The 18,979-nt window shown below is 59.9% G+C and carries 21 protein-coding genes, 1 pseudogene and 1 other annotated feature; of the genes and pseudogenes, 5 read left to right on the top strand and 17 right to left on the bottom strand.

The genetic code is table 11. The features are described 5' to 3' along the window. Positions 1-55: 55 nt before the first annotated feature. Entirely contained in the window at positions 56-718 is a 663-nt protein-coding gene (locus ACPYOJ_RS08990; protein ID WP_481415928.1) for a sulfite oxidase-like oxidoreductase, read from the top strand. Here ACPYOJ_RS08990 and ACPYOJ_RS08985 read toward each other — a convergent pair. The 3 genes from ACPYOJ_RS08985 to ACPYOJ_RS08975 are packed head-to-tail and all read right to left on the bottom strand — an operon-like array spanning position 703 to position 2,319. Continuing rightward, a complete protein-coding gene (locus tag ACPYOJ_RS08985) occupies positions 703-1,311 on the bottom strand; it encodes a hypothetical protein (RefSeq protein ID WP_481415927.1) in 609 nt (202 codons plus the stop codon). The genes ACPYOJ_RS08990 and ACPYOJ_RS08985 overlap by 16 nt on opposite strands. Before the next feature lie 48 nt (positions 1,312-1,359). Further along, entirely contained in the window at positions 1,360-2,097 is a 738-nt protein-coding gene (locus ACPYOJ_RS08980; protein ID WP_481415926.1) for a CbtA family protein, read from the bottom strand. Positions 2,098-2,109: 12 nt separating this feature from the next. After that, complete coding sequence (locus tag ACPYOJ_RS08975; RefSeq protein WP_481415925.1) at positions 2,110-2,319, bottom strand: CbtB domain-containing protein; 210 nt, start codon at positions 2,317-2,319, stop codon at positions 2,110-2,112. Between the two features lie 210 nt (positions 2,320-2,529). On the opposite strand from ACPYOJ_RS08975, the gene ACPYOJ_RS08970 reads away from it, so the two are divergent. Then, the gene (locus ACPYOJ_RS08970; protein WP_481415924.1) at positions 2,530-3,087 is read left to right on the top strand and encodes a histidine phosphatase family protein; all 558 of its coding nucleotides are present in this window, start codon (positions 2,530-2,532) and stop codon (positions 3,085-3,087) included. 309 nt (positions 3,088-3,396) lie between these two features. Here ACPYOJ_RS08970 and ACPYOJ_RS08965 read toward each other — a convergent pair whose 3' ends face one another. The 3 genes from ACPYOJ_RS08965 to ACPYOJ_RS08955 all read right to left on the bottom strand — a co-directional run bounded on the left by ACPYOJ_RS08965 (position 3,397) and on the right by ACPYOJ_RS08955 (position 5,687). Continuing rightward, positions 3,397-3,723: a hypothetical protein gene (locus ACPYOJ_RS08965; RefSeq protein ID WP_481415923.1), complete on the bottom strand. Its 327-nt coding sequence runs from the start codon at positions 3,721-3,723 to the stop codon at positions 3,397-3,399. Between the two features lie 194 nt (positions 3,724-3,917). Further along, positions 3,918-4,055: a hypothetical protein gene (locus ACPYOJ_RS08960; RefSeq protein WP_481415922.1), complete on the bottom strand. Its 138-nt coding sequence runs from the start codon at positions 4,053-4,055 to the stop codon at positions 3,918-3,920. 96 nt (positions 4,056-4,151) lie between these two features. Next, positions 4,152-5,687, bottom strand: a complete 1,536-nt coding sequence (locus tag ACPYOJ_RS08955) for an oligosaccharide flippase family protein (RefSeq protein WP_481415921.1) — start codon at positions 5,685-5,687, stop codon at positions 4,152-4,154. Between the two features lie 301 nt (positions 5,688-5,988). Continuing rightward, positions 5,989-6,042: a sequence feature (sul1 is cis-regulatory element that is thought to sense ions involved in sulfur or methionine metabolism; They are found in Alphaproteobacteria), on the bottom strand. Positions 6,043-6,465: 423 nt separating this feature from the next. Here ACPYOJ_RS08955 and ACPYOJ_RS08950 point away from each other — a divergent pair. Continuing rightward, positions 6,466-7,491 (top strand): acyltransferase family protein, encoded by a 1,026-nt coding sequence (locus ACPYOJ_RS08950; RefSeq protein WP_481415920.1) that lies wholly within the window; start codon positions 6,466-6,468, stop codon positions 7,489-7,491. Between the two features lie 4 nt (positions 7,492-7,495). Then, positions 7,496-7,579, top strand: a pseudogene (locus ACPYOJ_RS08945) (2OG-Fe(II) oxygenase); the annotation flags it as partial. Positions 7,580-7,639: 60 nt separating this feature from the next. Here the strand turns inward: ACPYOJ_RS08945 and ACPYOJ_RS08940 are convergent. The 11 genes from ACPYOJ_RS08940 to ACPYOJ_RS08890 form a co-directional block, all read right to left on the bottom strand. Then, the gene (locus ACPYOJ_RS08940) at positions 7,640-9,301 is read right to left on the bottom strand and encodes an alpha-amylase family protein (protein WP_481415919.1); all 1,662 of its coding nucleotides are present in this window, start codon (positions 9,299-9,301) and stop codon (positions 7,640-7,642) included. 229 nt (positions 9,302-9,530) lie between these two features. After that, entirely contained in the window at positions 9,531-10,337 is an 807-nt protein-coding gene (pcaD, locus tag ACPYOJ_RS08935; protein ID WP_481415918.1) for a 3-oxoadipate enol-lactonase, read from the bottom strand. Between the two features lie 17 nt (positions 10,338-10,354). Continuing rightward, positions 10,355-10,633, bottom strand: coding sequence for a muconolactone Delta-isomerase (catC, locus tag ACPYOJ_RS08930; RefSeq protein WP_481415917.1), 279 nt, complete (start codon positions 10,631-10,633; stop codon positions 10,355-10,357). A gap of 10 nt (positions 10,634-10,643) precedes the next feature. Beyond that, positions 10,644-11,780: a muconate/chloromuconate family cycloisomerase gene (locus ACPYOJ_RS08925; RefSeq protein ID WP_481415916.1), complete on the bottom strand. Its 1,137-nt coding sequence runs from the start codon at positions 11,778-11,780 to the stop codon at positions 10,644-10,646. A 32-nt stretch (positions 11,781-11,812) separates the two neighbouring features. After that, entirely contained in the window at positions 11,813-13,156 is a 1,344-nt protein-coding gene (locus ACPYOJ_RS08920) for an MFS transporter (RefSeq protein WP_481415915.1), read from the bottom strand. 25 nt (positions 13,157-13,181) lie between these two features. After that, a complete protein-coding gene (catA, locus tag ACPYOJ_RS08915; RefSeq protein WP_481415914.1) occupies positions 13,182-14,108 on the bottom strand; it encodes a catechol 1,2-dioxygenase in 927 nt (308 codons plus the stop codon). Then, positions 14,105-15,376: an NAD(P)/FAD-dependent oxidoreductase gene (locus ACPYOJ_RS08910; RefSeq protein WP_481415913.1), complete on the bottom strand. Its 1,272-nt coding sequence runs from the start codon at positions 15,374-15,376 to the stop codon at positions 14,105-14,107. The genes catA and ACPYOJ_RS08910 overlap by 4 nt, the downstream gene beginning before the upstream one ends. An 11-nt stretch (positions 15,377-15,387) precedes the next feature. Then, positions 15,388-15,696: a non-heme iron oxygenase ferredoxin subunit gene (locus tag ACPYOJ_RS08905; RefSeq protein ID WP_481415912.1), complete on the bottom strand. Its 309-nt coding sequence runs from the start codon at positions 15,694-15,696 to the stop codon at positions 15,388-15,390. A gap of 13 nt (positions 15,697-15,709) precedes the next feature. After that, on the bottom strand, positions 15,710-16,180 hold the full coding sequence (gene andAd, locus ACPYOJ_RS08900) for an anthranilate 1,2-dioxygenase small subunit AndAd (RefSeq protein ID WP_481415911.1): 471 nt from the start codon (positions 16,178-16,180) through the stop codon (positions 15,710-15,712). Positions 16,181-16,185: 5 nt separating this feature from the next. Beyond that, positions 16,186-17,463 (bottom strand): anthranilate 1,2-dioxygenase large subunit AndAc, encoded by a 1,278-nt coding sequence (gene andAc, locus ACPYOJ_RS08895; protein WP_481415910.1) that lies wholly within the window; start codon positions 17,461-17,463, stop codon positions 16,186-16,188. Positions 17,464-17,501: 38 nt separating this feature from the next. Then, entirely contained in the window at positions 17,502-17,864 is a 363-nt protein-coding gene (locus ACPYOJ_RS08890) for a helix-turn-helix domain-containing protein (RefSeq protein WP_481415909.1), read from the bottom strand. A gap of 115 nt (positions 17,865-17,979) precedes the next feature. On the opposite strand from ACPYOJ_RS08890, the gene ACPYOJ_RS08885 reads away from it, so the two are divergent. Further along, complete coding sequence (locus ACPYOJ_RS08885) at positions 17,980-18,900, top strand: LysR family transcriptional regulator (protein WP_481415908.1); 921 nt, start codon at positions 17,980-17,982, stop codon at positions 18,898-18,900. The last annotated feature ends 79 nt before the right edge of the window (positions 18,901-18,979 follow it).

Raw genomic sequence — 18,979 nt, 5'->3', positions numbered from 1 at the left:
TGACTTGCGCGAAGCCGGGATGTCCTATTGCGCCAACCCGAGAAGGACAACCCGCATGAGCGACGAGCAGACCCCCGCCGACAGCAAGCTCACCACCTCGAAGCGCCGCTGGGCGGCCGAAGGCAAGTTCCTGACCGGACGCATCAGCCGCCCGGAAACCGAGCGCCTGCCGCCTGGCCAGCATCTGGTCAAGAACTGGCCCGTGCTCGATCTCGGCCAGCAGCCGGTCATCCCGCTCGACACTTGGCGGTTGGAGGTCCGCGGCCTCGTCGAAACCCCGCTCGACCTTTCCTGGGCAGCCTTTCAAGCCCTGGAGCAGAGCACTAAGGTCAGCGACATTCACTGCGTCACCACATGGTCGCGCTATGACAACAACTGGAACGGTGTTTCGACACGCGATCTACTCGATCTTGCGATGCCGAAGCCGGAAGCCAGTTTCGTCATGCTGACAAGCTATGACGGCTATACGACCAATCTGCCGCTTGCCGATTTTGCCGCCGAAGATGCGATCCTTGCGACAGCATGGGAGAGCCTGCCGTTGACGCGCGATCACGGCGGCCCCATGCGCCTCGTCGTGCCGCATCTCTATTTCTGGAAAAGCGCCAAGTGGCTTCGCCGGATCGACCTCATTGCCGCCGACCAGGCAGGCTTCTGGGAAAGGAACGGGTACCATATCTATGGCGACCCATGGCGCGAGCAGCGCTATACGGACGACTGAGCGCGAAGCAGCCGCCGCGCCGCGATATAGACGCCGAAAAGAATGGCCATGAGGCCCGATAGCGACGCCATGCTGGCTGGGTGCGTCGGAATTTCGCTCCAGCGCGGACGCACGACATCCGCCGTATTGAACGCCTCGCCGCTGAAACGGCAGGTGATCAGCGAAAGCCCGCGCCGCACCATTTCGGCGTCGGCGTCTGAAATGATCGCCGAAGCGGCATCCGCTTCTCGGGGCATGTCGCGCATGGCCATCAGCACCGCCTTCGTCGCAGCCAGATAGGCATGAGCGCATTCGTTGAACGGGCTCTGCTCGTCCGTGACGCTGCCGGGCACCCGGCCCCACAGGCAGTAGGAATACTGGATCTGCGCGTAGTTCAGCACGCGTCTGAACGGCTCGTTCGTATCGGTCGCCTTCGAGGCCAGATCAACGATCCGGTCCCGATAATCCGCCATCACCGCCATCTCGCCATGGGAGATTTCAGGAACCGGGATGCCAGTGTGATTGGCCGACACACTCCGGCCATGCGCCATCGCGCTGTGGGCGAAGGCAGCACTGACCGAAAGAATAAGAAGCGGAAGACTGACTCTCTTCATGGTCTTGGAAAATGTGCCCCAGCGGTTCCAGGACTCATCATTGCCCTCTCAGCGGAATGCCGGACGGCCAACCGCAGTCCCGGATGCAAGCCGCTTCTCGGCGAGCATGCCGAAAACAATCCCAAGCGTCGACCACAGGACGACATGCATGCCGAGCGAAGTCGTTCGGAAGCGCCAGAGCACCATCGCCGAATAATTCTCCGGCACCTCGTTGATCGGCGGCAGCAGGTATTGCACGAGGCCGATAAAGACGATGTAGGCCACGCCAGCGATAATCGAAGCGTTCCAGACGCCGAAGCGTGCCGTGAGACGACGCGCGAACGCCACTGCCGCAATCAGCGAGGCGATCGACACAACGATCATGAGGAAGAACAGCTCGGTGCGCACTCCGATCGTATCCCCATTGCCGACCGCGGGCGGATTGGCCGGATACTTGATGCCGGGTACGAGGATGATGGCAACGAAGGCGGCGAGCGCGATCACTGCGGACGTGCCGCGAGCGCTGAGCCGGCTGAAGCGGCCATGAACGAACGCGAAGGCAAGGGCGAAGAGCCCGCCAACGGCAATTGCATAGGCCATGACGCCGGTGAAGAGGCCAAGGCCGGCCTGCGTGGCGCGGCTGACGAGCTCAGGTTCGGCCGCTTCGCCTGCCGCCTGGGCGGCCGCTTCTTCAAAGGCAATGGCCTGATCGACCAGCGGCTCGCCGAAGAAATGGGCGAAAGCAAAGACCAGGACGCCAGCAATCACCCCCGCGAGCATGCCGCGAAGCAAAAGGTTCCCAACCATGTCGGTCGTCCTTTAGTGGCAGGGGAAGCCGAGAAGATGGCGGCCGTCATGCACGAATTCATGCACATAACCGCCGGAGAACAGCGCCATCGCGCCTTCTTCCGTGCCGACGAAATAGATAGCGATGATCATCAGCAAACCGCCGAAGATCGCCCAAGGCAGGATTTCACCTACCGGGATCGGTGCCGGAGTTGCGACAGGCGTAAAAGTGGTGTCAGACATGTGTTCCTCCTGGAAAACGCGTTCAGTCGAAAGAGCATTGTGCGGTAAGGGTCTGACTTCCAGCCTGCTTTCGCATCCTGGTTACAGTGGCGCGACCGCGCCGGATTCTCACCGGCTTCCAAACCCGCAACATGACCGTTATATCTGCGCGTGGAAAACTGTCAACGAAAGTTCATCCGCCTCCCCATCGCATTTTTCGGAGATCCAGGAATGCACACCCGCCTCACCTGGATCTGCCACGGGCTGACAAGCGCCAGCCGTAGTGGCCGTTTTCCCCTCGACGAACCGCTTGAGGGAAAAGCCATCGTAGAGACGCGCGCCATGGTAGACCGGCTGCAACGCGCCGATCGCGTCCTGACCAGCCCGGCACTCCGCGCACGCCAGACAGCCGAAGCGCTCTCTCTTGGCGCTGTTCCGAACTCCCTTCTTGCCGATTGCAATTACGGCCGGTGGAGCGGGATGACGATTGCTGATCTGCAAACCCAGGAACCCGAAAACCTGCTTGCCTGGATGAGCGATCCTGAATCGGCGCCCCACGGCGGCGAAAATCTCAAGCAGCTCGCAGCGCGGGCCGCCGCGTGGATGGAACCGCAATCAGCGCTCGGCGGCCGCGTCGTCGCGATAAGCCATGCCGCGCTAATACGGGCCGCGATCATCAATGTGCTTCAGGCACCGCTATCCTCTTTCTGGCTGACGGATGTCGAGCCGCTGTCCGTCGTGCGCATGACCCACAATGGCAGCCGCTGGGCGCTGCGGTTTGGCGATTGAAGCTACGAATTCCCTAATTATTACAGTGGTAATTTAGATCAGCCTTACGCAAGTAAGTTGTGCCATACCTATTGAACCCGGCTGACCGGGCTCTAACTCCCAATCCCGAGGAGACCGGCCATGACTTATGATTGGAGTGGGGAGCGTACACGGCGCCTCCGTACCTTGCGGATCGCGAGCGCTGTTGTTCTCGTTTGCCTTGCCGTAGGCATTCCCCTGCTGATGACATATCGCTAAAAAGGCGAGCAGCCGGCGGCTGCTCGCCTTTTCTTTCACTACCGCCTAATCCGGGCGGCGGTTGGACGCCTTCTAGTGCTTTGAAATAGAGGGGTTCGTTACCGAGACCGGATCGCTGGCCGGAAACGTTTCCTCAAGCCCTTCATCCAATTCCTCCTCGAGCACCGATCGATCCGAAGGCGAGCGAGCGCTCGTTGCCCCACCCTCGGGAGTATCGGAGGATGAGATCTGGCTCATCAGCTCCTTTGCCTTGTCTATCGCGTTTTGCCGGTTGAGCGAGCGCTGATCATCGTTCGGCAGCTGTACCGAGACGATTTCGCCTCCGTCGCAAACGAACTCGACCGTGAAGCCGGCCTTCCCGCCACCAGCAGCTATAACCTGTGTTCCAACGATGCGCATGGCGCCCTCCTTTCGTTAAGGTTCAGGACCGAAACGGACATGCTTGCCGCTTGGTTCCAGCATGTCGCTCGCTACGATTGCTGGTCCTCGTTCCATGAGATTGCGACTAAAGCCCGGGCGTGTCCATGCCCGGTGGCGCCTCTCTCTTCAAATGTGCGGTTGTCTCCACTTGAGCCCTTGCGCGGCGCCCACGCCTAAGCCGATACCGGTACCAAAGCGACAGCAGCGGCCTTGCCGGCCCCACCGTCGACCTGAGAATAACCCAGGGTCGCCATGAGGTCATTGCCGTTACCGCGTTCACGTTGAATAGCCGCCGGTCCCGACTTCGTCATTGCTGTTTCCGGCATCGACGGTCATGTACGAATTTCCATAGGCATGATCGTTACCTGCGCCGGAACTCACAACGCTGTTCTCAAGCAGCTTGCCGCTCACGCTCCGAAAATTCTTCTGATTGCGTAGGTTTCCGCGCCTTCTGGCCGGCCCGCGAGCCCCCAAAGGGCTGCCGTCAGCCCGCCGTAACACGCGATCATCAAGGCGCAGGCGGCGGAGGCTCGCCATAGGTGGGCGAAAATATCCTGTCCCTCGAACTGAAACGGCGAGGCATATCCGAAAAGCGCAAAAGTTAGCGCGAGGCTGGTTAGCGGCCGTATGAACGCGGCCACCTGAGCGATCACGCTTGCGCCCGTCATTTCGCGAACGCTCCAGAGGACGATCGCCAGAACGGCAACAGCCGCGGCGGTCTGAGCCACAAGAGCTCCGTTCACTCCATAGAGGGCGATGCAGACGAGTGTCAGCGGGATCCTGACCGCCATCTCTGCCGCCATCCGGATTGTGAGAAAATGCATCTGGTTAAGCCTGAGCGCGAGCGGCACGAGGGGCAGAAGCGGTATGGCGATGATGTTGATGATCGCCAGCCAGGCCAGGATCGGCGCCGCGGACAGCCATTGAGGACCGAAGACGATAGCGATCAACGGCTCCGCAAGAGCACCCATGATCATGTAGAGCAAGCCCAGAAATAGCATGTAGCCTCCGACCACCTGGCAGTAGATGCTGCCAAGCTCCTTCTTATCCTCAAAGCGTGCAAAGGTCGCGACCAGCGGCTTCACCAACGGCTGGACGACTGCCTGATGGGGAATGAAGCTGATGTCCGTCGCGACCGTGAACTTGCCGAAGGGAGCGGCAGGGATGAAGCGGGGGAGCATAAGGCGCTCGAGCTGCCAGTTCAGCGCCGAGATGAACTGCGTGAGCGTATTCCATCCGAAGATGCCCGAGAAGAAACGCCACTCAACAAGGGTAAGCCTTGGCGCAACGGGGACGAAGGCGAACGACAGGATAAGAGCGGCAAGCGGCGTCGCGATGATCGCCGCAACGATGGCCCAATGGCTGTGAAAGACGATGGCGACTGTGACCGCGGCGAGAAAGGCGCAACTCTTCGATGCGACGTCGATGGCGCAATCGCGTCTTAAATCGAAATGCTGGGCGAAGATGATCATCCTTGGGTTCGCCATCCCCCGCATTGCGGGGGCTAAGCTGAGGATTCCGATGACAGCGGCGAGCTCGGGGTACCCGTAGAACTGCGACAAGGGCCAGGCCAGGATTCCAAGTATCAGGCCGATGACGAGACCACGGATCACGCCAAGCGTGAACGCAGTATCGAACATATCGTCGGTGGGGTTCTGGGTCCGCAGAAGCGCCGCGGCGATTGGAAGGTCGAGAATGGCCTCGATGATGAGGACGGCCGTCATGGCCATCGCGATCAGACCCATGTCCGCGGGCGTCAGGTAGCGGGCCAGAATGACCAGTGTTCCGAGATCGATCAGCTTGGCGCCGAGCTTGCCGGCGATGGCCCATGCCCCCGCAGACGTTGCACGGCTCGACAGCGGCTTCCTTGACCCGCCGACTGGTTTACCGACCTCCTCCAACCGGTCCGCATCGGCGTGCCCGCTATAATGATTGACGCTCATAAACACGATTACCAAGCATGATGTGTATTTCCTGACATCATCGGCCGCCCTCCCGGCGAGCCAACGGACGCTTTTCGCCGAAAAATTTCGGCGCCAAAACGCAATAGCCATACACGCGAAACGCGCATACGCTTCTGCGCTTAAAAGTCAAACCATAAGCAATACTGCAACCATTCAGCGTGCATAGTCGATGCAAATCGCTTGGCGACAGTAAGGAAGATAAACTTACGGGGTGAAGAACATAGTCGTACTCCAACCTGGGCTATCCACCGAAATGATACGCGCGGTGTGCTTGCTTAGAGGTTGCCCAGCGGATCGGCGGCTGGGATAGCCACCCACGAGTGTGGGATCCATGTTCACGGTAATTAATGACATACTTCTCCATTCTTCGCAATACAGAATAAGTATTCTTTCGAAGTTTTGTAGAAATATTTGGTTTAAAGACGTACCTTGTCTTCGCTGTTGGCTTCTTGTCAGAGTGGCGCTGAGGACAACTTCGAGGTCGACCGAATATTTGACTTCCAAGTTCTAATTTTTTCTTTGGGCTTGCATGCCGTTTTTGGGTTGAAATTTTCGAAGATCCGTGGAAGCCTTTCTTGCAGTTCCTGGTTGCGTATGAGAATGGAACGGTGGATTCGCATGTCAAAATTGTCTGTCTACCAGCCTACAACGCTCGCCTCGAATTTGGCGCCGCCGAGATGACCTGCATGAGACGACCGGGAGCTACGGCTTCGTCGCCGGAGACCACCACTGATCCCGAGCAGCGTAGGGGAAAACGATGGCATCGGACCACGACAGCACGATCGCCCTGATGGGCCTTCAGGCCCTGGCTCCCATCATGATCTTCACCTCGCATTGGACGGAGGGGCTATTCAAAGACCCGTTCACGCAGGGCCAATTGAGCATCGATTTCTTTTTCGCCATCGAAGGTTATTTCTGCGGACGGCTCATGGCAGAGGGAGGCCGGGACGCGACGTTCCAGAGCCTGATCTGGGGCCGGCTTACCAGGATATATCCTCTCTACCTTCTCGGAATTCTGATGAGCCTTTCCATCGCGGCAATCCTTGCGGACGTGGGATCGGTCGAATGGCCATGGCCGGTCGTTCAGCAGGCAGTCACGTTCAACCCGTTCTTCCTGCCGACCTTCGTAGATCCGGCCTACGTGTTTCCACTGAACCCGCCGACCTGGGCGATCGCGCTTGAGGTCTATGCTTTCGCTATGCTGTGTCTCTTGCGGAAGTGGCTAAACCTTCATCTGCTCATTCCGCTGGTCTTGTCCGTGGGTCTGCTATGCCTCGCAGTTGCGTTCCTCGCCCGAAATCCGAACATGGGCTACCAACCGCAGTCCTACTGGGGCGGATATCCGAGATGCCTGTTCGGCTTCTTCTACGGCGCCTTGGCTTACCACCTTGTCCAGCGCTGGGGACATAGGCTGCCGCGTCTCAATCCGCTCCTGATGTGGTGCGCCTTCCTCGGCATGATGCTGCTGCCGTCGAAGTATGTCAGCCTTCCGCTGCTGGTCGTCGCGATGCCGATTGTCGTCCTGCTCTCGGCGACGGCGACCAATCCGTCCTGGCTCCGCGGCGTCGCAAAGCAGGCCGGGCGTCTTGCGTATGGCTTATATATGCTGAGCTATCCGGTTCTGATCGCGTTCCGCCATGGGGTTGAAGCGATCGGTCGGCCGCAGTCCGCGCTTGGCCTTCTCTTCTTTTACATCGTCGTCCTCGGCTCGATTGCCGTTGTCTCTCATGTGGCTGTCGCCGCGCTGCGCTCCAAAGGCGAGGCCACGAAGGCCGCAGCATGACGACCGCGTGAACCTGCGCCACGGCCTAAGCCGTGTCCGCTCCGGCATGCGCCAGACTGTCGGGATCATCTTTCACGGCGCGAGATGATGACACGGCGAACGCCGCTCGATCCGATCGAGTCATCGGGAGGGCATCCCTGTTGTCTTCTCAAAGCTCGGTGCGACGAAGCAGGTAATCGAGGCCTCCGACGCGGAACCATTTGTAGGCAAAGCCCTCGAGATAGAGGCAATGTTTGCCGCCCTCGCCCGCCTTGCTGTCGCTCCCATCCGCAATGTCGACCAGAAGGTCTCCGGTATCCTTGACGCCGGGATCGATCTCCACCTCCACAGGCTTCGAGTTGAGGTTGTGAACGACAAGGACGGAATTGTTGCGCCAGTCGTAGCGAATTGCCAGGACACCCTTCTGGTCAACCTCGACGCAAGTGTACGCGCCCCAGCCAATTTCAGGAGCTTCCTTGCGCATCCTGATCAGCCGCTCCATCCAGTTCAACATGGACTCCGGGCTCTTTCGTTGATCCGCCACGTTGATGTGCTCGTAGCCATAGGGTCCGCCCGATATCACCGGCAGCACCGGCTTCCCGCTTTTCGTGAATCCCGCCTGGGGCTCGGTCGACCACTGCATCGGAGTGCGCGCGCAGTTGCGCTCCGGCAGCGATAAATCGTCGCCCATGCCGATCTCGTCGCCATAGCGTAGCACGGGGGTCCCGGGTAGCGAAAACATCAGGCTGTATGCCATGCGTATTCGGTCTTCGTCGCCGTCCATCATTGGCGCCAAACGCCGCCTGATCCCGCGATCATAAAGCTGCATATCTTTCTCGGGCCCAAACGCCGCAAACACTGCGTCCCGTTGCCTTTCGCTCAAGCGGCCGAGATCGAGCTCGTCGTGGTTTCTGAGGAAGAGACCCCATTGGGCGGTTTCGGGCCGCGTGCGCGTGGCCTCCAGAGCTTTCACGAGCGGCTGGCAATCAGCGTTCGCGAGTGCGTAGAACAGCGTCTGATTGACCTGGAAATTGAACATCATGTGCATCCGGTCGCCATCTTGGCCGAAATACTCCAAATCGGTCTTCGGTAGTACGTTTGCCTCGGCGAGGATGATGCAGTCGCCCTGTCGCCATTGCAGGAATTCGCGGAACGTCCGCAGCATATTGAATTGCTCTTGCGGCCGGGTGACGTCCGCGCCCTTCTTGCCGATCACGAACGGCACGGCATCCATCCGGAAGCCGGAGACGCCAAGCTGTATCCAGAATCCCATGATCTTCAGGATTTCCGCCTGGACATGCGGATTTGCCGTGTTGAGGTCGGGCTGGAACTCGTAGAAGCGATGGAAATAGTATTCTTTGGCTTTGTCGTCGTAAGTCCAGGTCGTCTTCTGGACGCCGGGGAACACCATTCCCTCGTCAGCGTTCTTCGGCTTCTCTTTCGACCACACATACCAACCGCGATAGCGGGAGTTCTCGTTGCACCGCGCCTCCTGAAACCAGGCGTGCTGATCCGAAGTGTGGTTGACCACAAGGTCGATCAGAACCCTGATGCCGCGTTGCTTGGCGCCATGCGTGAATTCAACGAAGTCACCGAGCGTGCCATAGCGGGGATCGACATTATAGTAGTCGGAGACGTCGTAACCGTCATCCTTGCCCGGCGAAGTCTGGAACGGCATCAGCCAGATCGCCGTAACGCCCAGGCCCGCGAGATAGTCCAGGCGCCGCGCAAGCCCTTGAAAGTCGCCTACCCCGTCTCCGTTGGCGTCCATGAATGTTTCGACGGACAGGCAATAGACAATGGCGTTCTTGTACCAAAGGTCGTTGATCATGCGCGCCTCCAGTGTATCGATCGAGGCGCAACAGCGTGAGCTGGAGAATTGTTCCGAGAGTGGCAGAAAGCATCAAGCGTCGCCCGGCTGGCCGAGTTTTGCGACGAGACGTGCGCGCCCGCTAGTCCACCGCCTCCTTCAGCTCGTCCATGCCATGCGGTTTCGGCAGCAGGGGAATATTCCACTAATTGAGCAAGACAATATTTCGGGGCACAACCTTCGCCTCGATTTATCGCGGGCATTTCTCCTCGCTGTGCGCGACCAAGGAGGTGAGAAAGAGTTCGATAGCGTCGGACACCGCCGCGGCCTGCTCAAATGTCGGGATGTGAGACGCGTTCGCTACTATTTCCAGGCGGCTGCCGGGAATGCAATTCGCAAGCGACAATGCGTCCTGTACCGGCGTAGCCTCATCCTGGTCTCCGACCAGAACCAGCGTCGGCATGCGCAATTTGCGCGTCTTTTCCGACAGGTCCGCCACCGCGATTGCTTCTGAGGCGCCGGCGTAGCCTTCGGCCGCTGTGCAAATGAGCATTTTTCGCAGCACCCGCGCCTCTGGCCGGCCGGCGAACGCAGGCGTGATCCAGCGCCCGAGCACCGCATCAGCGATGGTTTCAACGCCATTGGCGCGGACCGTCGCCGCTCGTTCTCGCCAGAGCGCTGCAGGTGGAATCGCCAGCGCCGTATCGCAGAGAATGAGCGACACGAACCGCTGGGGCTGCAGCGCGGCAGCCGCCTGAGCGACCATGCCGCCTATTGATAGTCCCGCGAGATGGCAACGGCCAATGCCCACCTTATCAAGGATTGCGAGCAGATCGTCGGCCATCTCTTCGATCGTATAAGGTCCAGGGGGAACATCGCTGAGGCCGTGTCCACGAAGGTCAACGCGCACGATGAGGAAACGCTTTGCAAGCACCTCGGCTTGGGGATCCCAGACCCGCATTTCCGTGCCAAGCGAATGCAGGAGCACCAGTGGCTCACCAGCTGAATTGCCTTCGATCCTTACGTGGAAGATGAGATCCCTGACTTGCACAAACATCGTTTGCTCCAACCAGCTCAAGCAATCGCCGAAGGGTGGTGGGCAAGCGGGCTGACAGCGATCTCCATGAACGGAAAGAGCGGCAGCGCAGACAAAATGCCATGCAGCTCGTCGTGATTGTCCACCTCGAATATGCTGACATTGGCGTAACATCCGGCAATGCGCCAAAGGTGACGCCACTTCCCGGCGCGCTGGAGTTCCTGCGCCTTCGACTTTTCTTCGGTCTTCAGCCGCTCGAATGTCTCCGCATCAAAGTCGTGCGGCACGCGCACCGTCATTTGCACATGGTAGAGCATCACGTCCTCCTTACGAGCGCGCGTAATGGCGCAGTTTGCTATGATCGACTGAAACGCCAAGACCCGGTCCGGTAGGCACATGCACTTCGAAATCCGCAAACGTTAGTGGCTCTGTCGCGAGGTCATCGACGAGGATTTGTGGCCCGAAGTGCTCGCAGCCCCAAGGCAGGTTGCGCAATGTGGCGAAGACCTGAAGGTGCGCAGCAGCACCTATCGAGCTTTCGAGCAGGCATCCGCCGTAAAGGCCGATGCCTGCGGCCTCGGCGATACCGGCGACGCGTCGGATATTCAGCAGGCCGCCATGCTTGACGAGCTTGAGAGATACGACGTCGGCAGCCGCGGCCGATGAGACTGCGAGCATGTCGTGCGTCGTGAACACGCACTCGTCCGCCATCAACGGAACAGCCCCGCCGCGAAGGCGTGCCATGCCGGCGATATTCCAGGCGGGCAATGGCTGCTCCACCAGCTGAATACCGAGCTCGGCGAGCACCGGCAGGTATTGCCGTGCCGTGGTTTCGTCCCAAGCCTGGTTGGCATCGACGATAAGCTTCGCCCTGCCCTCCAGGCCGCGCGACAAATGACGAAGCCTCGCCATGTCTGTCTCAGCAGCTTGCGCGCCGATCTTGACCTTGAAGGTGTCATGCTTGCGGTTTTCGAGCTTGCCCTCGGCCTCCTCCAATTCCTGGCCCGGATCGCCGGATGCCAGCGTCCAAAGCACTCTCACGCGATCGCGCACGGCGCCGCCGAGGAATTGGCTTGCCGGAAGGTTCAGCGACTTTCCGACAACATCCATCAACGCGGATTCGATCGCTCCCTTGGCGGCGTAGTTTCGTTTTGCGGCGGCCTCCATACGCGCGCCGGCCAGCTCGAATGTGTCGGCGCGCGTTCCGATCAGCGCTGGAGCGAGATAGACGTCGATCGTTGACTTGATGCTTTCGACGCTTTCTTCACTCCAGCGCGGTCCACCGAGCGTCGCCGCTTCGCCGACACCTTCCTGTCCATTCCCAAGCTGAACTTGAACGATCACGTAGCTTTGTGCGGTGACCGATGTGTTCGAGAGCTTGTGCTTTCGGACTGTAGGCACATCGACAATCGTGCTGGTGATCGATCGGATCAGGTAATCTCGGACGGGGATATCGGTTTTCATGTGACGATCCATGGACAACTTCCAGACCTGCGTCAGGCGCGTTTCAGCTCGGACCGGACAGCACCTACCGGCGTTATCCAGCGTTTTCCGAAGATCGTGACGGCCGCGATCAGTGCCGGCAGGGCTGCGACGGTAAAGACCGATTGGAGGGGCCAGCCAAGGCTGAGGAGATAGCCGCCCGCAACCGATCCGAAAATCGATCCGGTGCGACCGACGGCGTTCGCCCAACTTACGCCGGTGGCTCGGTTGGCCGTAGGGTAGAAGGAAGCGGTAAGCGCATTCACACCGATCAGGGCGCCACCCGTTCCGATACCCGCCCCGAAGACGGCCAGCGCAAGAAGGACAGGGTATGATGCGACATGGCCCAGGGCTGCGATCGAGAGGGCGCCGAGGATATAGCTTGCCGCAAGCACCAGATGCGGCTCAGTCTTGTCCATTGCATAGCCGAGCGCCACCGCGCCGACAGTGCTCCCGAGCGGCAGGACAAGCCCCACCAGCGCGGCTGAGCGGAAACTCTGGCCGGTCCCGGTCAGCAGCGTGGGCAGCCAGCTCGTCAGGAGATAGAAGACGAGCAAGCTCATGAAGAAGGTCAGCCAGAGAAACACGGTGCCGCCCGCCAGACCAGGCGTGAACAGTTTGCCGACGGGAGATCCCGCGGTGACCTGCGGCGGCATGAAATGAGCGTCAGCGAGCTCCGGCGCCGGATGGATCCGGCCGAGGATCGCCGCGACCCGCCGATCCTGGCCGCCCTTCATTGCGAGGTAACGCGGTGATTCCGGCAGTGCCCATGCAAGCGGGAAGAGCAGCGCGAGAGGGATGACCCCACCAAGGATGAGAACAGCCTTCCAGCCATAGTTCTCGATCAGTCCGGCGGAGGCCAGCCCGCCCAGCGCGCCACCCAGCGTGAACCCGCAGAACATGGTCGTGATCATGACCGATCGCGTCCGGCTCGGGCAATATTCCGCCGTCAGCGTCGTCGCGGTCGGCATGGCGCCTCCGAGGCCGATTCCGGTGACAAAACGCCAGAACGTCAGCCAGTGTACGTCCCCAGCCGTCGTTGAAAGCAGGCTGGCGGCGGCAAAGAAGGCCGTGGTGAAGAGAAGGACGGGCTTTCGCCCGATCTTGTCAGCAATCGGTCCAAAGACCATGGCACCAATCATCAGGCCGAACAGGCCGGCCGCAAATAGCGGCGCCAGTTGCGCGTGAGTGAGCTGCCATTCTGTCCGCAGCGCTGGCGCGATGAATCCGACAGCTGCGGTGTCAAAACCGTCGATCGCGACGACTGCGAAGCAGAGAGCCACCACGAGCAGTTGGAACGACGATATTTTTTGCTGATCGACGTAAGCTTGCACGTCGATATTCTGAACGTTTGCCATGACCGACTCCTCCCAAATTCGTTCATCAGACCTGTGCGTGCTCTCGCACCACGACGGCGTCCGGCAGAGCCTCCTGGTCCCGATTCAAGGTGAAATCGAACCGGATCGCTACGAAGGGGGCATCGACGCCACGTGACGCCATCTCATCAGGCGCATCATGGTGGATGACCTCCGGGATCAAGTCATCGCGGGTTGCGAAGGCAAAATCGTCGTAGAGATATCCGTCGCCATCTATATTAATCTGCGTCGTCAACTTGCGGTATCCGCCAGCCTCCACGAAGAAATGAACGTGCGCAGGACGACGGCCGTGGCGCCCGAGTTCAGTGAGGAGCGCCTGCGTCGGACCGTCAGGCGGACAGCTGTAGCCCACAGGCAGGATCGACCGGAAGCGATAGCGGCCGTCTACATCTGTTTCGATCCGGCGACGCAGATTGTAGGGGCTCTGCGACTGGTCGAAAAAGGAATAGCCTCCCTTCGCATTGGCATGCCACACGTCAACGATGGCGCCAGCGATCGGCCTTCCATCGACATCCTTCACCTGACCTTCCATGAAGAGGACGACCCCGTCTTCAGTATCCTGATCGAGACGTGCGAAGCCTTTTTCCAGAGGAGCGTTCGCAATCCAGAGCGGCCCTTCGATCGTGCGCGGCGTGCCGCCTGAAAGGCCGGCGCGCCGCTCCTGCTCGTCCATGACGATGTCGAGGAAGCGCTCGATGCCGAGACCGGCAATTAACAAGCCGGCCTCGTTCGCCTGGCCAAGCCTGGTGATGTAACTTGCCGCCGTCCAGAACTCGGTCGGCGTGAGGTCGAATTTTTCTATCGTTCGGAAAAGGTCCGACAAAATTTGCTGGACGATCGTTTTGAGGCGCTCATTGCAGCCCGGCTGGTCTAGTCCGGACGCTTTGGCGATGAGGTTCTTCACCTCGTCGGTGTCTACCAGATAACTGCTCATAACATCTCCTCCACGGTTGCAGTTGTTGAAAGCGGAATAGTGGGCAAGCTCTGCAGCGGGCATTTGTTATCGGCCCACGCTGCGGGCTCGGGCATTCGCCCTTGAGCGAATGTTTTGCGAAGCGCGCGGATCTCGCGGGGCGCATTGACAGCGGTGGCGCCGGCCAGGCGTCCATCGGACTTCAGGAACAGCCAGCATCCGCCGCCAGCATCGAGGTTGCCGCGCATAATCGCGCGGTCGGCTTGCTGCGGCAGCCCCAAGCATTGCAGGTTCGTGGTATATTGGTCCGACCAGAACCACGGAATTTCGATATAGCGGCCGGCTTTTCCGAGCGCGGCCCCGGCTGCGCAAATCGCCTGGTTCTGCGCGTTCGCCCAGGTTTCCAGCCGGATCTCCTGTCCGGCAAAATCACTGGGGTGAACGGCCACGTCGCCAGCGGCAAAAATGTCGGGATCCGCGGTCCTTCCCTGAAGGTCGACAACGATGCCGTTGCGAACCGGCAAGCCGCAACTCGCTGCAAGTTCGCTGTTTGGAGTTATGCCTATCCCAACGAGTACGTGGTCGGCGGTGAGAACTTCGCCGTCGGCGAGTGTTGCCGTCACGCCAAATTCTCCGCTGCTGATTCCGGAAAGGCTGGCAGACGTCCTTACCGACACGCCGTTGGAGCGGTGCAGGTCGAGAAGAAAATCCGATACGACTTGCGGCACGGTGCGGGCGCACAGACGGGATCCGGCTTCCAACACGGTGACCTCGACACCGGCAAGCCGCGCGGTCGCGGCCACCTCAAGCCCGATCCAGCCGCCTCCGATGACGAGCAGGCTGCCGGACTCAGCAAGGGCCGAGCGCAGCCGCAACGCGTCGGACTGGGTGCGGAGCGCATGAACGCGTGCGAGATTTTCGTCGTCCAGGCCGGGCAGTATCTTGGGCCGACCGCCGGTCGTAAGGAACAGCTTGCGATAGCGGAGGGAGCGTCCATCCGAACACACGATAAGGTGTTTCCGGCGGTCGATTTGAGTGACGCGTGTACCGCGCCAGAACTCGATACCCTCGCTCGCCGCGAGTTCTGTTGTCAGAAGCGCGAAGCTTTCGGGCGCCGAGGTCCCGCTCAGGAAGTCCTTCGAAAGTGGAGGACGCTCGTAGGGCCAGTGGAATTCATCGCCAATCAACACGACCCGACCATCGAAACCTTCGGAGCGAAGTGTTCGGGCAATCCAGGCGCCGGCCTGGCCGGCGCCTATTATGACAAAAGTGTTGTCTTCGGTAGACATGATGCGGTTCCTCAAAGAGATACCTCGATCCGCTCACCAACGATGCGGGTCGGAATGCTTTGGACCGGGGCGGTCACGGGTGCCGAACAGGGTGAACCGTCACGGATGCCGATCAGCCCCTGATGGAGGGGGCACTCGACACAGTCGCCATCGACGAAACCATCCGAAAGACGGGCTTGGCCGTGGGAGCAGAGATCGTGAAGGGCAAACACGCCATCGGCGAGCCGGAAGAGCGCGATCGGAGTTCCTGCGACGGTGACGCCATGGACCTCATCCTCTACGACGTCCGACACTGCTGCTGCATCTTTCCATTCGGGCATGGTCGCCTCCCGCTCAAATCGGATAGGCAAGCAGCGTCTGCACTCTCAAAGTGTCGAAGATGCAGCGCTTCTTCTTGAAACGGAGACCGTGAGGCGTGCGCACGATGTGATCGATGTAACGCCCTGCCTGGTAGACGCTCGTGGAGCCGCTTTGGACCGTGTTGACGACGAGATAGTTCGTCGATACGGCCCAGCCGTTCGCCTCCGCCCGCCATTCCATGCCGGAGAGAAAGTGCCGATAGGACGGCTTCTCGTAGATGTTGGCGTTCCGAAGCGACAGAACCCGGTCGCGGATCATCTTGGCACTGTCGCAATAGATGACAGGAGCCGGCAGACCGTCCTCGACATTCTCCTTCGAGATGATCTCGTAAAGTCCGTCTTCGGTGAAGAAACCGGGCCATTCCTCGAGTTTGTCATTGTCGATGGCAGCGACGTAGCTGTCCTGGAGGGACGCGAGCTGCAAACCGATGATGAAATCTTCCATGTCTCTTACTCCGCGGCCTGGGGGAGGACAGCATCAAATCCCATTAGGGTCTGGTAACCGACCCAGAACCGGCGGATCAGGCTTTCGGTGATCATCGTCTTCTGTTCATCGGGAGCGGCACGCGACATCTCGATCACCGAATGCAGTTCGCCGTCACGAGCCGTGCCGCGCTGGACAAGCTCCGTCGCCTCGGTGTCCTCCATCGACACATAGCCGGCGGGGCCGACGAGGTTCGCCTGCTTGATGCGCAAGGCGCGCAGTTCCGGCGTGTCGTCCTCGTAACCGAAGAAATGGAAGACCAATTCGTAGTGGTTCGGACCCTTCGGCAGCAGTTGTCGGGCGCAAAGCGTATTGTGGATCTGTTGCAGGATAAGCTGCGGAAAGATCGACTGGATCGCTGTGCTTGCAGGCTCGTCGAACTCCTTCACCAGCTCCAGAATCGAGGGATCCTCAAGCCGGAAGCCCTCATCGTAGGAGCGGATCTTCTGCTCCTTATAGACCTCGGAGTTTGCTTCCTCCTCGTTGCGGCCGACGAAGATCATGCTGTGCAGCCCATCGACGTCATCTGCGACGCAATGCGCTTTCATGCCGACGCGGAAGATGCTGAAGGTCGCGGTAAAGAGATGCAGGAGGCTGGCGTGATACGGGTCCTTGACGTTCTCGGTGTAGAGCTTCCAGTTGCTGTCCGAATATTGCCGGGTGCAGCCCAGATAGACGATGGGCTTGTGAAACAACCGGTCGATATAGTGGCGCATCACTGGCCCGATATGCTCGGTAAACGGCGCGACTGTATCGCTGAAAGTTGCAAACACCAGACCGCGATAGCTCTCGACTCTCAGCTGGCGGAGGTTGTGCTGCTTCGTATCGAAATCCTTCGGCATTCCGGTCGAGTCTTTCTGACCACGCCTGAACGGTACCCCCTGAAGGTTGCCCTTCGTTCCGTAGCTCCATTGGTGATAGACGCAGCTGTGCGACAGCGCATTGCCGCGCTTGAACCGACAGACAACGGCCCCACGATGGGCGCAGCGATTGACCCAGGCTGCGAGCGTGCCGTCTTCTGCACGCGTCATGACGACGGGCGTGTCACCGACGAAGGTGCTCTTGAAGTCACCGGGATTGGGAATCTCGACCTCGAAGCCGAGGAAATTCCAGGTGGGCCCGCGGTAAATCTGGTCCTGTTCGAGCGTATAGACCTCGTCGTCGCTGAATACCTTATAAGGCACCCGCGATCCGTCCGAATGCGGGAAATTGGCCACTGGCCGCTCAGGCTGTTGCTCCTGCATTGTCTTCTCCGTTTCAAGTGAGATTGTTCTTCAAAATTTCACGATCTCGTGCGACGCAGGGTCGCCGATGGCTGCTCCGCAAAACGCTCTTCGTAGTAGCGGGCGAAGCGCCCCAAGTGGCTGAAGCCGGCACGAACGGCAGCCTCGGAGACGCAGCGTGCGCCGCCCTCTCGGCTCAGGTCTCGCCGCGCGCTCTCCAGCCTGAGGTCTCGCAGGAAGCGCATCGGGCTCGTACCCTCGAAAATCTGGAAGGCCGCAAGCAGGGTTCGCTCCGGAACTTGTGAAGCGGCGGCGATGTCATTGAGCGAGAGCGGCTCGCGGACGAGCGCCGTCATGAAATTAATCGCCCGATGGACAGAGCGGGGCCGAACATGATGCTGCCGCACGCTTTCATAACGCATTGTCGTTCCTCCTCCCTCATCGCTTCCTCTTGCGTTTAAGGGAGTATGCACATTGGCTCCGGGTGTGATAATCAGCGTTTTTCGGGAATAACCTCGAACCAGGAGGAGATAATAGATGGATCGCCTGACCAGCCTGACGGCGTTTTGCCAAGTCGTCGAATGCGGCAGCTTTTCGGCCGCCGGTCGCCGCCTTAACCTATCCGCCAACATGGTCAGCAGGCATGTACAGGCGCTGGAGGGCCGATTGGGCGTACGTCTGCTCAACCGGACGACCCGTCAGGTGAAGCTGACGGAAATCGGGCGTTTGTATTACGAGCGCTCAAGCCAGGTTCTGACCGAACTCGATGATGCCGACCGCATCGTCGAAACGATGCAGACGAGCCCTCGCGGCAAGCTGCGCGTCCATGTGAATACCCACCTGGTGCGCTTCGTGGCACCGATCTTCGCCGAATATCTCAGGCTGAATCCGGCCGTCAGTCTGGACTTTGTCTCGGGCGAACGCGCCGTCGATCTGATCGAGGAGGGTTACGATCTGGCGCTTCCAACGGTCACTCCGCGGGACTCTGGTCTGATCATCAGGAGGCTATCGCCTTGGCGACAGATCGTGTGTTGTTCGCCGGCCTATCTCAAGCAGCACGCGGCACCCCGGCATCCTACCGAGCTTGCCGCCCGCAACTGCCTCCAGTACCAGTTCTTTCCTTCGGGTAACGAGTGGCGTTTTCAGACACCCTCCGGTGAGGCTGTTCCTGTCCGGGTCGGCGGCAATGTCATGACCACGAGCGCCGAGCTGCTGCGATCGCTAGCGCTCGAGGGGATCGGCATCCTGGTGGCTCCGAGCTTCCTCATTGCCGATGACATTGCCGACGGAACGCTGGTGCGGCTGTTTGAGGACTATGTTTTGCCGGAGTTCGCGATCAATGCGATCTATCCTCATCGGCGCTATCTCTCGGCAAAGGTTCGCGCACTCATCGATCTTCTGGTGGATCGCATGAGCAATCATCGTGAATGGGTTGAACAAACGCATAACGGGTCCTGAGACTATCCAAATCCCGCAAGATTTTGCAGCTGCCGGCTTCAACTGGCCGGCGCGCCAGGGCAAGTTTGGCTTCCATCGG

The sequence above is a fragment of the Rhizobium sp. SVR5-9E genome (assembly GCF_056755095.1).
This window is presented reverse-complemented; position numbering and strand designations above follow the sequence as displayed.